Raw genomic sequence first — 13,707 nt, 5'->3', positions numbered from 1 at the left:
TTAGTTAAAACCAAAATTAAAACCAAGTTTGAAATTAAAATTGGGCTTACAAACCCCAAGTATGTTGTGGCCAATTGTGTTTGAGTGCGGCTTGTGTTAGGCGTTCGTCGCCGTTGATAATAAATACTTCATCGGCAAATTGGCACATTGGGAGATCGTTAGCGGAGTCGGTGTAGAAATACACATAGGCGTCAGTGATCGGCTGGTGGCGGATCCAATCTAATAGGCGTTTGACTTTGCCTTCTTTAAAGGTTGGGATACCGTCAATTTCTGTGGTGTAGCAGCCATCTTGTTGCTTGATATCGATCCCCATTGCGATATCTGCACCCAGTTGATCCGCAATTTTTTTCACAATAAATGAAACAGTTGCGGAGATCACAATAATTGGGATCCCTTTGGCTCGATAATTTGCGATCGTTCTAATCGCTTCAGGGTAGATCCGCGGTAAAATCACACTTTGTACAAAATCATCCAACCAGATATCTACTTGCTCAGCTTTTACATTGGCGAGAGTCTGCAGGTTAAAACGTAAGTAAGTTGGCATGTCTAATGTACCTGCATTATATTGCGCCATCATGGCTTTATCCGCTTCCACAAATTGCGGATTACTGATGATTTGTTTATCCCACAGGTATTGTGTCCACAATACGCTGCTATCACCTTGAATTAACGTATCATCTAAGTCAAAAATGGCCAGTTGGTTTTGCATTATATTCCTATTCACTGATTAACTAAGTGTGCGAATTTCATTTTTATTAAACATAAGTTGAAGGTGAGTTCCTGGTTCAAATAAACGCTCAGATGAGCGGTTAAGTAAATCCACCGTCATATCACCTGCAGGGGTATTCACACTATAACGAATAATATTGCCGAGCAATTGATGGTCCAATATCACGGCATCAACAGGGTGAGAAATATGGCTACCATATTGGCGCCCCGCTTCTTTGACATATATAGACTCAGGACGGATAGCCAGTGTACCTTGTAAATTAAGGCCTAACATTGTATTGGCTTTTTCTGAATCAACAAGGTTGTAGTGCCCCATAAACCGAGCAACAAACTCTGTTGCCGGTTGGGTATAAATATTCTCTGCCGTATCGCTTTGCACGATCTGGCCTTTATTCATAAGAAAAATACGATCAGACATAATCATCGCTTCATCTTGATCATGAGTAACAAAAATTGTGGTTAAGCCTAACTCACGTTGAATTTGGCGAATTTGCTGGCGTAAGTGCTTGCGAATGCGTGCATCAAGAGCGGAAAGCGGCTCATCAAGTAACAAAATTTGTGGTTTCATCACCAATGCTCTTGCTAGCGCAACGCGTTGGCGCTGTCCCCCTGACAGTTGATGAGGAAATTGTTGTTCTTTGCCTTGCAATTCAACTAATTCAATCACTTCAGCGACTGCTTTAGATCTCGCTTGGCTATCAATTTTACGCATTTTTAAACCAAACGCGATATTGTCAACCACAGTCATGTTGGGAAATAACGCATAACTTTGGAACACCATACCCACTCCGCGTTGTTGCGCGGCTTGGTGGGTTACATTCTGGCGATTAATATAAAGTTCACCATGATTAAGTTGTTCAAGCCCTGCAATACAGCGTAATAAGGTAGACTTTCCGCAACCACTTGGCCCAAGTAGGGTAATGAATTCACCTTTTTCGATAGTAAATTGAATATCAGCAAATACCTGATTAGTGCCAAAAGATTTGGCTAAATTTTCCGCAATAACATAACTCATCATTCATCTCCTGAACGATTTAATCGCATTGCTAACCACGTCAGCAATAAGGTAAATAGAAAATAAGACATCACCAGGGCAGAAGTGAAGTGTCCGCTGGTTTGTCGCATATTGAAAAGATAGATTTGCAAAGTTTCATAACGTGTTCCCACAAGGATATTGGCAAACACAAATTCACCCATTAAAAATGAAAATGAAATTAATAATGAAACCAACATACCTTTGCGAATATTGGGTAACACAATCATCATGAAGGCTTGAAAAGTACTGGCACCGAGTAAATGTGCTGCATCCATTAAGTCATGTAAATTAATGCCTTGGAAGCTATTCGCAAGCGCACGATACATAAAAGGTAACGTGATGGTGAAATAGGTACCAATCAGGATCCAAGGTGTGCCAACTAACATGAATGGTTCATCGGCAAATATTTGCAGCAAGCCAACCGATGAGACCACAGGCGGGATCGCAAAGGGTAAAATAATCAGTAAATCCATCATCCCTTTGAGTTTGGGGAACCGATAAAATACTGCAAACGTCATCGGTAAAATAATTAATGTGCTAACCAGTAATGTACCAAAGCAAATAATCAATGAACGACCAAACGCCATGAGAAAACGCGGGTCTTGCCATAATTGTAGATACCATTTGATGGACAAGGCGTCAGGTAGCACAGTGGCTCCCCAAGAACTGGCGATGGAATACAAAAATGTGGCAATAATAGGTAACGCTAGTAGGCTAGCAACACTGATTAGTACTAACTTATGAAGCCATAACCCAGAGGGTTTATTGCCATTGGTTATGGCTGGGCTAATCGCATTATTATTTTGCATGGTAGCTCCGCTTGATTAACCAATGATGTATGGCAGTGATAAAAGCTAAGATAGCGATAAGTAGCATTGATAACGCAGCAGCCATATTCGGTTCGAGAAACAAATCACCAGAAACTAAACTGGCAATTCGGATAGTCACAAGGTTGTAATTACCACTCGTTAACGCATAAGTACTGGCGTATGCGCCCATTGCATTAGCAATTAAGATAATAAAAGTGCCAAGTAAAGCAGGAGAAAGCACTGGAATAGCGACTTTTAACCAATAGGTCAGCTTACTTGCACCCATCGTTTTCGCTGCGTCTTCCCACTCCGGTTTTAGTGCGTCAAAGGCGGGGTAGAGCAACAACACACCTAATGGGATCTGAAAATACACATACAACAGCATTAAGCCGCTGGCGCTGTATATATTAAAATCTTCGATAATCCCCCATGATTTAAGTTGTAAGGTAATCGCCCCATTGAAGCCCAAAATAATAATGAATGCGAAAGCAAGGGGAACACCGCTGAAATTACTGGCCATGGTGGTGAAGGAGATCATTATTCGGCGAATTTTCCCTTGCATTTTATAAATGGAAAATGCCGTGATACTGGAAATAAATAAGCCAATCACACTACAAATAATGGAAAGCCATAAGGTATTTTCAAACGCTTGCAAGTAAAAATCATTATTGAATACTTCAAGATAGTTACCTAATGACCATGCTTCTTCGTAGATAAAGCTATTAATGAGCACCCAAATCATTGGGGCGATTTGGAATAAACTAAACAACACAAAGAATGGCAAAAGTAGCAGTGCAGCGCGCCAATGAAAACGAGCAAAGCGTTTTTTCAACATGGCAATTTTTCCCTGTTGTTGGTATGTCTGTTCACAGGGGGCAGGAATATCAGCCATTACAAATCTCCTCGTAATAGCGCATCACAAACCGGTTTATCGAGAGAGTTGGCACCGAGTAAACGACAAATGGTTCCGCAAATTGCTGTCTGCTCAATATTGCAGGGTTGATGAGAAAACTGCGAACCGACCACAAACAATGGTACTAAACACTCTTCGGGGAGTGTTCCACCATGGCTACGATCATTATTCATACCATGATCACTCGTGATCATGATTTGATAGCCTTGCTCAACCCATGTAGGAATATAATTCGACAGGATAATATCTGCATGGCGTGCTGCATTACGATATTGGGGCGAATCAAAACCGAACTTGTGTCCTGTGTCGTCTATATTCATAGGGTGGATCAATAAAAAATCAGGGTTAAATTGAGTCCGTAAATATTCCGCATCGACAAATAAATGGTCATCAGGGTAATGGTCTGCTTGATAAAAGCAGCCATGTTGGATAGCGAGTGAGTCATCGTGGGTGAAGCGGTCTCGTAAGGCAACAAAAGGAGCCCGGTTATACAGTTCACTCACCCAATAATAAGCGGCGGCGGCAGTTGTTTTCTCAGCTTGACGAGCAAGGGAAAAGAGACTCTCAAAGTGAGAAAGGCGGACAATTTGGTTATTTACAATACCACTTTTGACCGGGGGAACCCCCGTCAGTATGCATTCATATAAAGGGCGAGACATCGAAGGAAGCTCACACTCTAATTGGTAAAGTGTTGCACTGTTGGCTTTGATTAAGCCGTTGAGATAGCCCATACAATGATGGGCTACTGAATAACTTAAACCGTCTAGGACAACAAGTATGACTTTTTCAGACATTAATTTTTCCTAAAATCAATACATTGAATTACTGCTGGTGGATCAAAACTTGCTGTTGCCACATTTTAGGGAGATTACGAGATGATTTTTCCCAGCCTTCTGCATTTTTAATGGGTTGAACATTTTTATATTGTTCTTCTGGTAATAATTTGGTTTTAATATCATCAGGTAACGTTAAATATTGTGCACGAATTGGTCGTGCATAACCTTCAGCAAGGTTAATTTGCCCTTTATCACTGAAAATAAACTCACGAGCTAACTTCGCTGCGTTAGGGTTTTTGGCGAATTTGTTGATAATAGTGGTGTAACCCGAAATCACGGAGCCATCAGATGGGATCACAACCGTAAAGCGATCGCGATTGATCTGATCACGGTAATTCAGTGCGTTAAAGTCCCATAATATGCCAACTTCGACTTCACCTTTTTCGATATTTGCGACAGTTGGGTCATTAACGGATAGGCGTTTTTGTTTGGCGAGTTCAGCAAAAAATTCAATAGCAGGCTTTAGGTTGTTTTCATCCCCACCACGCGCAAATGCAGCTGCCAGTACAGCGTTATTCGCTTGTGCAGCGATCCCAACATCCCCAACGGTGACTTTATATTTCCCTTTTAGTAGGTCATCCCAGCTTTTCGGTGCATCTTTTACTAAATCATTATTTATCATAAAAGCGATAGACCCCGTATAGGCTAAAGCCCAATGACCGTCTTTGTCTTTTGCCCAATCAGGAATTTGTGACCAAGTTGTTGGTTTATAAGGTTGCGTCACTCCTTTTTGTACGGCAACAGGCCCAAAGGAGGCACCGACATCACCAATATCTGCCGTCGCATTATTTTTTTCTGCGGCAAATTTAGCAATTTCTTGGGCGGAGCTCATATCGGTGTCTTGATGTTTCAACCCATATTGTGTCGCTAAGTCTTGCCAAGTTCCTTTCCAGTTCGCCCAAGTATCAGGCATCCCAACGCTGTAAACTTGTCCTTCTTTTTTCGCTGCATTGATTAACTCTGTTAAATTAGTATCAGCAGCTAATGTCACACTGGATGCGGTCAATGATAGTAAAATCGCAGGAACGATAGTTTTCATTATTTTCTCACTTTTGAAGAACGGTGAACCGTATTGGTTACTTAGCATCCTAATTTTAAGACGTGACAGTTAGTTGATCCTTTTATGACAGTTTTTAGACATTTTATGGAATGGAACGTCTAAAAAGTGTCAAAATTGCTAAAGAAAAACAATGAAACAAACGTTTGAATGACTTTGTGTCAAAAAAGTATATTGTGTCATTAATAGATTTATTTTACCGACAATAAAAACTGACAAAAGACGTGAAAAATGAATAAGTTAAAATTATCAGGAACAGAAAGTGGTTGGTGGTTTATCTGTTTTTCCGGGCGTTTGTGGCTACCTCATGGAGATATTCCTCGAGGTATGGCAAAGGACTATTTGTTAGAAGGAAAAACGGCAACACCCATTGGTGAGTGGCAAGGGGAAATCGTCTGGTTGATAGCCGAAAAAATGCCATCAGATATGGCTTCTCCCCGTATTGTTGCTGCGCAAGATGAAGGCTTATTTCGCCTTGCTGGGCGAGGTGTGCAATTAGCAGAATTCTATCGTTCCCACCGTTATTGTGGTTATTGTGGTACTGCGATGCGCCACAGTGAAACAGAGTGGGCGTGTTTGTGTGACCATTGTCATGAGCGCTATTACCCGCAGATCGCCCCTTGCATTATCGTGGGGATCCGCCGCGATGACCATATTCTATTAGCTCAGCACCGACGCCATTCGCAAAATCCGTTATTTACGGTACTTGCTGGTTTTGTCGAGGTTGGCGAAACATTAGAAGAAGCAGTCATGCGCGAAGTCATGGAAGAGAGCCATATTAAAGTGAAAAATATCCGCTATGTTTCTTCACAGCCTTGGCCTTTTCCTCATTCCTTAATGATGGGGTTCCTCGCGGATTATGAAAGTGGTGATATTAAAGTAGACCCGAAGGAACTGGTGAGCGCAAATTGGTATCATTACGATGATTTACCGTTGATCCCACCGGCAGACACAATAGCTAGGCGTTTGATTGAAGATACGGTCGCATTGTGTCGTCAAAGTGAGTATGAAACGGGGGAATAGCACAGCGCTGATATTGTTATCATTAACATGATACAATAATGAACTTCGCTCTTAGCCATTTGCGGCGGCCACTTATAATAATGGAGTAAATAATGACTGAGTTAAAAAATGACCGCTATCTACGTGCTTTGCTACGTCAGCCTGTAGATGTGACCCCTGTATGGATGATGCGTCAAGCAGGGCGTTACCTGCCAGAATATAAAGCAACTCGCGCGGAAGCTGGTGATTTTATTGCTCTGTGCAAAAACACCGAATTGGCTTGTGAAGTGACATTGCAGCCATTACGTCGTTTTCCATTAGACGCTGCAATTTTATTTTCTGATATTCTTACCATCCCTGATGCAATGGGGCTTGGGCTATATTTTGAAACAGGTGAAGGTCCGCGTTTTCATAAACCGATTATGAGCGCAGCAGATGTAAAAAATATCCCTATTCCTGATCCTGAAATGGAACTTGGTTATGTGATGGACGCAGTTCGTGCCATTCGTAAAGCCCTTGAAGGCAATGTACCACTCATTGGTTTCTCTGGTAGCCCGTGGACACTGGCGACTTATATGGTGGAAGGCGGTAGCAGCAAAGCCTTCACTAAAATCAAAAAGATGATGTACGAAGACCCGAATTCATTGCATTTGTTATTGGATAAACTGGCAGATAGCGTCATTTTATACTTGAATGCTCAAATTCGTGCCGGTGCGCAGTCTGTGATGATTTTTGATACATGGGGTGGGGTATTAACTAAGCGTGATTATTTACAGTTTTCACTGAATTATATGCATAAAATTATTGATGGCTTAATTCGTGAAAATGATGGTCGCCGTGTTCCTGTCACCTTATTTACTAAAGGTGGCGGTCAGTGGTTAGAAGAAATGGCAGCAACGGGTTGTGATGCATTAGGCCTTGATTGGACGACTGAAATTGCCGATGCTCGTCGTCGTGTTGGTGATAAAGTTGCCCTGCAAGGAAATATGGATCCATCCATGTTGTATGCACCTCCTGCGCGAATAGAAGAAGAAGTACAAAATATTCTATCAGGCTTCGGCCAAGGTGAAGGGCACGTATTCAATTTAGGTCATGGTATTCATCAGGATGTTCCACCGGAGCATGCAGGTGCATTTGTGGATGCTGTTCACCGTTTATCCCGCCAATATCATCAATAATTATCGTTTATTGATCTTCTTGATTTGTGGTGTATTTATAGGATCTTGTAAGTACACCATTATCATCTATGATTAAGAATAATTAAATATCATAAGCAATGGACGCATGATGGTTTTAGATACCCAACAGTTACGAACAGAACAAACTAGCCAAGCCTCAAAAATCATTTTGCATGACGAATTTCCACCCCTCAAACTGATTGGTGGGGCTGATGTGGGCTTTGAACAGCAAGGTGAGATTACGAGAGCTGTGGTGGCTGTACTATCTTGGCCACAGTTAGAACTTGTTGAGTATCAAATAGCTCGAATACCGACGCAATTACCTTATATACCGGGGTTACTTTCTTTTCGTGAAGTGCCTGGACTAATGGCTGCGTGGGGAAAAATACAAAACAAACCTGAATTAGTGCTTGTGGATGGACAAGGGATTGCACACCCACGGCGGTTTGGTGTTGCCTGCCATTTTGGGTTACAAGCGAATGTTGCCACAATTGGTGTTGCAAAAAGCCGTTTATGTGGTGATGCAGATGAGTTAAGTGAAGAACCCGAAAGTGTTCAGCCGTTAATGGCAGGTGAAAATCAACTCGGTTGGGTGCTGCGGAGTAAAAAACGCTGCAAACCATTATATGTTTCTCCGGGACATAAAGTCGGTTTTTCATCTTCCTTAGAGTGGGTTGGGCAGTGTCTAAAGGGTTATAGGTTGCCTGAACCAACACGTTTTGCTGACGGAATTGCATCAAATCGAACGTTTTTTAAGCGAATGAATGAGAAAATCAGCTAATTATCAGCAAAATATGTGGCATTGACAGATTTTCAGGTAAACTGCGAAGTATTAAGATTGATGAGTCAGAAATTATGTTAAGAAATCCCATTCATTTGAGGTTGGAAAAATTAGAAAGCTGGCAACATACAACTTTCATGGCAAGCTTATGTGAAAGAATGTATCCCAACTTTCAGATGTTTTGTCTGCAAACTGAATTTGCCGATGCAAAAGTTTATCGTTCCATCCTTGATTTAGTTTGGGAAACTTTGGTCATTAAAGATAGCAAAGTCAATTTCGACAGTCAGTTAGAAAAATTAGAAGAAATTATCCCATCAGCGGATGATTTTGATATGTATGGTGTGTATCCAGCTATTGATGCCTGTATTGCATTGGGTGAAATTATTCATTCGAAATTGAGTGGTGAAACCCTCGAACACGCGATATTGGTTAGCGAAGCATCCATTCGTACGGTTGCCATGCTCGAAATGACTCAAGCAGGGCGGGAAATGACAGAAGAAGAACTCAAAGAAATCCCGGCCGTTGAAGAAGAGTGGGATATCCAGTGGGACATTTTCCGCTTACTGGCAGCTTGTGAAGAGCGCGACTTAGAGTTAATTAAAGGATTAAAATCTGACCTCCGCGAAGCGGGGGTGAGCAACATAGGTATTACTTTAAGCTGATTTTTGCATTTTCATTATCGAAAACGTGACTTGACGCAGTAATGCTGAGTACTAAGACTTCACATTTGCCCCTACTCTGGTCTACATTTAGGGGCGAGAAGAAGTGGCTATCGGGGGCGTGTATCAGGGGCTGTCAATTTGGCATATCCGACGCACTCGATGCTTTGCAAACGATAAACACACTGTGTAAGGATAATTTATGAATAAGACTGAATTAGTTGATGCTATCGCAGAATCAGCGGACCTGACCAAAGTTCAGGCAAAAGCAGCATTAGAATCTACTCTGAATGCTATTTCTGAAACGCTGAAAAAAGGCGAGCAAGTCCAACTGGTCGGTTTCGGTACTTTTAAAGTTAGCCATCGTGCTGCACGTACTGGTCGTAACCCACAAACTAAAGCAGAAATCCAAATTCCTGCTACAACTGTACCTGCTTTCTCTGCCGGTAAAGCACTGAAAGAAGCTGTAAAATAAGAACATTGTACAGACGAATTACCAGAGGGGGTAAAAAACTCCCCCTTTTGTTTATTCAAAAAGGGGTGCTGGTATTGGGAGCCATCTCAATGCTAAGCGCCTGTTCTTCTAATGCACCAAAACTTCCTGAGTTTAGTGCAAGTGGTTTTATTGCTGATGATGGCGTCATTCGTATGTGGCGGCTGAATAATGCACAAAGCCAACCTCTTGTCTTAATGGTGGTTTATAGCCCCTATAAAGGCACAGACACTTCCGTTAATTTCTTCGAATACCGCTCCGGTAAACTCTGGCAAATTCGCAGCCAAATCTTGAACCAAAAAAATGGTGATATCACCGAACAATTACGCTTCGATAAAAACAATGACGTTGTTTTTATGCAGCGTGCCCAAGATGGCCATAAAACACCACTTTCAACGGATGACATCACGCGTTGGCGCTTTGAAGCTGAACGAGTACTTGAGACAAACACCGCCCTTATTGTCGGAGGCGTTAAACTTTACCAAGGACGTTGGCAACAAGGCAAAGTGACGACTTGTGAAGGTGATGTGCGAGAAGTAACCTTCGAGCCCTATGCTGAAAATTGGTTACAGAGCCGTGCGAAAGTGTGGCATTCCCAGTTAAATTTAGCGTGGTTGGAGTCTTCAGAGGGGAATCAGCTTTTGATGGTGGCGGATACCGATTTTTGCCGCTGGCAGCCTTCTAAAGATTCGTTGTAATATCACCGCTCGTCGTCTTTCAATCCATAACGTTGTTGGCTGCTCTCAGCTACTTAGGTCACATACTTATGTATGCTCCCTAAGATATCTTCGTTTGCCGCCTAGCTCTGAATTGAAATACTTAGAGCCGATATTTTTGCTCGTCAACTCGTAGCCTTTCGACCTTCAGCATTGTTGGCCGCGGTGACTTAGCCTAGTCACCTTGTCGTCTAGCTACGAACAGAAATCCTTAGAGTGCTTGTTTGATAGTACAAACAACAATAAAAAAGCTGATAAAAGTTTCCTCTTATCAGCTTAGGGAATGGTTTAGTACTTTGTATTATTTTATACGAGCGATAGCACGGTAGCCGATGTCGTTGCGGTAAAAGTTATCATCCCAGTGAATGTTTTTTGCCACTTCATAAGCTTTGGTTTGCGCTTTAGCGATATCATCGCCTAACGCAGTGACACACAACACACGCCCACCGGCAGTGACTACATCACCATTTTTCAAGCGAGTGCCTGCGTGGAAAACCTTGCTATCAGTGGCTTCAGTGGTTGGTAAACCTGAAATCACATCGCCATTGCGGTAATCACCTGGGTAACCACCCGCGGCAATAACTACCCCTAGAGCAGGGCGCTCATCCCATAATGAATCTTTACCTGCCAGCTCACCTTTCGCACCGGCTAAACATAAAGCGACTAAGTCCGATTGCAAGCGCATCATAATAGGTTGAGTTTCAGGGTCGCCAAAACGGCAGTTGAATTCGATAACCTTTGGGTTACCTGCTTTATCAATCATTAAACCTGCATATAAGAAGCCTTGATAGCGGTTTCCTTCTTGGTCCATGCCTTTAACCGTAGGGTAAATGACTTGTTCCATCACACGCTGGTGTATTTCATCGGTCACGACAGGGGCGGGAGAGTAAGCACCCATTCCACCTGTATTTAGACCAGTATCACCATCACCGACACGTTTATGGTCTTGGCTAGTCGCCATTGGAATGACATTTTCACCATCTACCATAACGATGAAACTCGCCTCTTCACCATCGAGAAACTCTTCAATAACGATACGATGCCCTGCATCGCCAAAGGCATTTCCCGCTAACATATCGTGAACAGCTTCTTTTGCTTCTTGTAGGGTCATGGCAACGATAACGCCTTTCCCCGCGGCAAGGCCGTCAGCCTTAATCACAATAGGCGCACCGACTTTATCTAAGTAAGCCAAAGCGGGCTCTATCTCAGTAAAATTTTCATAAGCGGCAGTTGGAATATTGTGACGAGCTAAAAAATCTTTGGTAAATGCTTTTGAACCCTCAAGCTGTGCAGCACCTTGGGTTGGGCCAAAAATAGTTAAACCGGCAGCCTTAAATGCATCAACAACACCAATAACTAATGGTGCTTCAGGGCCTACAATCGTTAAATCAATTTGTTTTTCTTTAGCAAATTGGAGCAGCCCATCAATATCAGTTGCCGAAATATTCACGTTTTCGAGTGTAGGTTCTAATGCTGTTCCTGCATTACCTGGGGCAACATAGACTTTTTCCGCTAAAGGTGATTGCGCAGCTTTCCATGCCAATGCATGTTCACGACCACCACCACCAATAATTAAAATATTCATGACTAGGCTCCTAATAATTAGTGACGGAAATGACGCATATTAGTGAAAAGCATGGCAATACCATGTTCATTTGCGGCTGCAATCACTTCATCATCGCGAATAGAACCACCAGGTTGGATAACACAAGTTACGCCAACAGCTGCCGCGGCATCAATACCATCGCGGAATGGGAAAAAGGCATCTGAGGCCATCGCACAGCCAGCGACTTCTAAACCTTCATCTGCGGCTTTAATACCTGCAATTTTTGCAGAATACACACGGCTCATTTGCCCTGCGCCAATACCGATAGTCATATCATTTTTGGCATAAACGATTGCATTGGATTTTACAAATTTCGCGACTTTCCAGCAGAATAACGCATCTTTTAGCTCGCGTTCAGTTGGTTGGCGCTTAGTTACAACGCGAAGTTCTTCTTTTTCAACCATTCCTAAGTCACGGTCTTGCACTAATAAACCGCCATTCACGCGTTTAAAGTCTAAACCTGCAACGGGTTTGCTCCATTCGCCACATTCAAGTACGCGGACGTTTTGTTTAGTCTCAAGAATAGGCAATGCATCTTTAGCAACAGAAGGCGCAATAATGACTTCCACAAACTGGCGTTCAATAATCGCTTGAGCGGTCTCTTTATCTAATTGACGGTTAAAAGCGATAATGCCACCAAAAGCAGAGGTTGGGTCAGTTTTGAATGCGTTATCATAAGCTGTATGAATAGAATCACCGATAGCGACACCACAAGGGTTTGCATGTTTGACAATTACACAAGCAGGTTCTTCGAATGATTTAACACATTCAAGAGCTGCATCGGTATCAGCGATATTATTATAAGACAGGGCTTTACCTTGGATCTGCTGTGCAGTTGCAATAGAAGCTTCTTTTGGGCTTTCTTCTATATAAAAAGCCGCATCTTGATGGCTGTTTTCTCCATAACGCATATCTTGTTTTTTTATAAAGTTTAAATTCAAGGTGCGAGGAAAGCGGCCGGAAGGCTGAGTTGTATCGCCATAATAAGGGGCAACTAATTCACCAAAGTAATTCGCAATCATGCTGTCATAAGCCGCAGTGTGCTCGAAAGCTTTTATTGCGAGGTCAAACCGAGTCGACCAATTTAGCGAGTTTTCGTGATTATCCATCTCATCAATGATGGTTTGATAGTCATTACTATTTACCACAATTGCGACATCTTTATGATTTTTAGCCGCGGAGCGCACCATGGTTGGGCCTCCGATATCAATATTCTCTACAGCATCTTCAAGGGTGCAATTTGGTTTTGCCACGGTTTGGGCAAATGGGTATAGATTAACAACAACCATATCGATAGGCGCGATGTCATGTTGTTGCATGATGGCATCATCTGTACCGCGACGTCCTAAAATTCCGCCATGCACTTTCGGGTGCAATGTTTTCACTCGGCCATCCATCATTTCAGGAAACCCTGTGTAATCTGAAACTTCAGTTACGTTTAATCCTGACTCAGCAAGTAACTTTGCAGTACCGCCAGTAGATAGAAGCTCAACACCACGTTGAGATAACGCCTTAGCGAATTCAACAACCCCTGTTTTATCAGACACACTAAGCAGGGCACGACGAATAGGACGAAGCAGTTGCATGAGATAGATCCCTTGGATTTGAATAAATAAGGCAATAACGAATATCAGTCAGTAAAAACTCAAAGAGCTTTTCTTATATACCTATTATATCTATTGATGAAAGCCAAGCGGAATTAGCCCGCTTTCCCTATAACAATATATAAGTCACTAACAATTTCAGAACATAAAAACAAAATCAATGCTGAAATTTCGAGCCAATTGTAACGCAAACGTTTGCGTAATGCGCGGTAATTTTTAAATTATTTTCATGTTGTGGATAACTTGGTGCATAAGTCGGTATAAGTGGGGGTTTTGCTGTGGAATGCA

At 42.3% G+C, this 13,707-nt stretch carries 14 protein-coding genes; 6 read left to right on the top strand and 8 right to left on the bottom strand.

The genetic code is table 11. The features are described 5' to 3' along the window. Positions 1–46: 46 nt before the first annotated feature. The 6 genes from PR800_RS17320 to PR800_RS17295 are packed head-to-tail and all read right to left on the bottom strand — an operon-like array spanning position 47 to position 5,362. On the bottom strand, positions 47–709 hold the full coding sequence (locus tag PR800_RS17320; RefSeq protein ID WP_102140173.1) for an HAD family hydrolase: 663 nt from the start codon (positions 707–709) through the stop codon (positions 47–49). A gap of 18 nt (positions 710–727) precedes the next feature. Beyond that, on the bottom strand, positions 728–1,744 hold the full coding sequence (locus PR800_RS17315; protein ID WP_166268089.1) for an ABC transporter ATP-binding protein: 1,017 nt from the start codon (positions 1,742–1,744) through the stop codon (positions 728–730). Further along, on the bottom strand, positions 1,744–2,574 hold the full coding sequence (locus PR800_RS17310; protein ID WP_272531190.1) for an ABC transporter permease: 831 nt from the start codon (positions 2,572–2,574) through the stop codon (positions 1,744–1,746). The genes PR800_RS17315 and PR800_RS17310 overlap by 1 nt, the downstream gene beginning before the upstream one ends. Then, entirely contained in the window at positions 2,564–3,466 is a 903-nt protein-coding gene (locus tag PR800_RS17305) for an ABC transporter permease (RefSeq protein WP_166268085.1), read from the bottom strand. Before PR800_RS17305 ends, PR800_RS17310 begins: the two co-directional genes overlap by 11 nt. Then, entirely contained in the window at positions 3,466–4,281 is an 816-nt protein-coding gene (locus PR800_RS17300) for an alkaline phosphatase family protein (protein ID WP_166268087.1), read from the bottom strand. The genes PR800_RS17305 and PR800_RS17300 overlap by 1 nt, the downstream gene beginning before the upstream one ends. Positions 4,282–4,309: 28 nt before the next feature. Beyond that, the gene (locus PR800_RS17295) at positions 4,310–5,362 is read right to left on the bottom strand and encodes an ABC transporter substrate-binding protein (RefSeq protein WP_272531189.1); all 1,053 of its coding nucleotides are present in this window, start codon (positions 5,360–5,362) and stop codon (positions 4,310–4,312) included. A gap of 249 nt (positions 5,363–5,611) precedes the next feature. Between PR800_RS17295 and nudC the strand changes: the two genes are divergently transcribed. From nudC to PR800_RS17265, 6 genes are all read left to right on the top strand, one after another. Beyond that, positions 5,612–6,403 (top strand): NAD(+) diphosphatase, encoded by a 792-nt coding sequence (nudC, locus tag PR800_RS17290; protein WP_102140167.1) that lies wholly within the window; start codon positions 5,612–5,614, stop codon positions 6,401–6,403. A gap of 92 nt (positions 6,404–6,495) precedes the next feature. Next, positions 6,496–7,560 (top strand): uroporphyrinogen decarboxylase, encoded by a 1,065-nt coding sequence (gene hemE, locus PR800_RS17285; RefSeq protein WP_102140166.1) that lies wholly within the window; start codon positions 6,496–6,498, stop codon positions 7,558–7,560. Between the two features lie 109 nt (positions 7,561–7,669). After that, complete coding sequence (gene nfi, locus PR800_RS17280; RefSeq protein WP_210848952.1) at positions 7,670–8,341, top strand: deoxyribonuclease V; 672 nt, start codon at positions 7,670–7,672, stop codon at positions 8,339–8,341. Positions 8,342–8,415: 74 nt separating this feature from the next. Then, positions 8,416–9,003 carry a YjaG family protein gene (locus tag PR800_RS17275; RefSeq protein ID WP_102140164.1) on the top strand — a complete coding sequence of 196 codons (588 nt, stop codon included), beginning with the start codon at positions 8,416–8,418 and terminating at the stop codon, positions 9,001–9,003. A 199-nt stretch (positions 9,004–9,202) separates the two neighbouring features. Next, the gene (locus PR800_RS17270; protein WP_004264522.1) at positions 9,203–9,475 is read left to right on the top strand and encodes an HU family DNA-binding protein; all 273 of its coding nucleotides are present in this window, start codon (positions 9,203–9,205) and stop codon (positions 9,473–9,475) included. Positions 9,476–9,564: 89 nt separating this feature from the next. Then, positions 9,565–10,191: a DUF1481 domain-containing protein gene (locus PR800_RS17265; RefSeq protein WP_102140163.1), complete on the top strand. Its 627-nt coding sequence runs from the start codon at positions 9,565–9,567 to the stop codon at positions 10,189–10,191. Positions 10,192–10,510: 319 nt separating this feature from the next. Here PR800_RS17265 and purD read toward each other — a convergent pair whose 3' ends face one another. Further along, positions 10,511–11,794, bottom strand: coding sequence for a phosphoribosylamine--glycine ligase (purD, locus tag PR800_RS17260; RefSeq protein WP_272531188.1), 1,284 nt, complete (start codon positions 11,792–11,794; stop codon positions 10,511–10,513). A gap of 17 nt (positions 11,795–11,811) precedes the next feature. After that, a complete protein-coding gene (purH, locus tag PR800_RS17255; RefSeq protein ID WP_102140161.1) occupies positions 11,812–13,401 on the bottom strand; it encodes a bifunctional phosphoribosylaminoimidazolecarboxamide formyltransferase/IMP cyclohydrolase in 1,590 nt (529 codons plus the stop codon). Between the last annotated feature and the right edge of the window lie 306 nt (positions 13,402–13,707).

This window comes from Providencia sp. PROV205 (assembly GCF_028479505.1).
Lineage (GTDB): Bacteria > Pseudomonadota > Gammaproteobacteria > Enterobacterales > Enterobacteriaceae > Providencia > Providencia huaxiensis.
Note: the sequence above shows the minus strand (reverse complement) of the source record. Positions and strands in the feature narration are given on the sequence as shown.

What these genes read in the sequence shown, in the direction of transcription:
- PR800_RS17275 (WP_102140164.1), top strand. Translation starts at nt 8,416, where the DNA reads ATGTTAAGAAATCCCATTCATTTGAGGTTGGAAAAATTAGAAAGCTGG.
- purD (WP_272531188.1), bottom strand. Translation starts at nt 11,794, where the DNA reads ATGAATATTTTAATTATTGGTGGTGGTGGTCGTGAACATGCATTGGCA.
- PR800_RS17320 (WP_102140173.1), bottom strand. Translation starts at nt 709, where the DNA reads ATGCAAAACCAACTGGCCATTTTTGACTTAGATGATACGTTAATTCAA.
- hemE (WP_102140166.1), top strand. Translation starts at nt 6,496, where the DNA reads ATGACTGAGTTAAAAAATGACCGCTATCTACGTGCTTTGCTACGTCAG.
- PR800_RS17300 (WP_166268087.1), bottom strand. Translation starts at nt 4,281, where the DNA reads ATGTCTGAAAAAGTCATACTTGTTGTCCTAGACGGTTTAAGTTATTCA.
- nfi (WP_210848952.1), top strand. Translation starts at nt 7,670, where the DNA reads ATGGTTTTAGATACCCAACAGTTACGAACAGAACAAACTAGCCAAGCC.
- nudC (WP_102140167.1), top strand. Translation starts at nt 5,612, where the DNA reads ATGAATAAGTTAAAATTATCAGGAACAGAAAGTGGTTGGTGGTTTATC.
- PR800_RS17265 (WP_102140163.1), top strand. Translation starts at nt 9,565, where the DNA reads ATGCTAAGCGCCTGTTCTTCTAATGCACCAAAACTTCCTGAGTTTAGT.
- PR800_RS17315 (WP_166268089.1), bottom strand. Translation starts at nt 1,744, where the DNA reads ATGAGTTATGTTATTGCGGAAAATTTAGCCAAATCTTTTGGCACTAAT.
- PR800_RS17310 (WP_272531190.1), bottom strand. Translation starts at nt 2,574, where the DNA reads ATGCAAAATAATAATGCGATTAGCCCAGCCATAACCAATGGCAATAAA.
- purH (WP_102140161.1), bottom strand. Translation starts at nt 13,401, where the DNA reads ATGCAACTGCTTCGTCCTATTCGTCGTGCCCTGCTTAGTGTGTCTGAT.
- PR800_RS17270 (WP_004264522.1), top strand. Translation starts at nt 9,203, where the DNA reads ATGAATAAGACTGAATTAGTTGATGCTATCGCAGAATCAGCGGACCTG.
- PR800_RS17305 (WP_166268085.1), bottom strand. Translation starts at nt 3,466, where the DNA reads ATGGCTGATATTCCTGCCCCCTGTGAACAGACATACCAACAACAGGGA.
- PR800_RS17295 (WP_272531189.1), bottom strand. Translation starts at nt 5,362, where the DNA reads ATGAAAACTATCGTTCCTGCGATTTTACTATCATTGACCGCATCCAGT.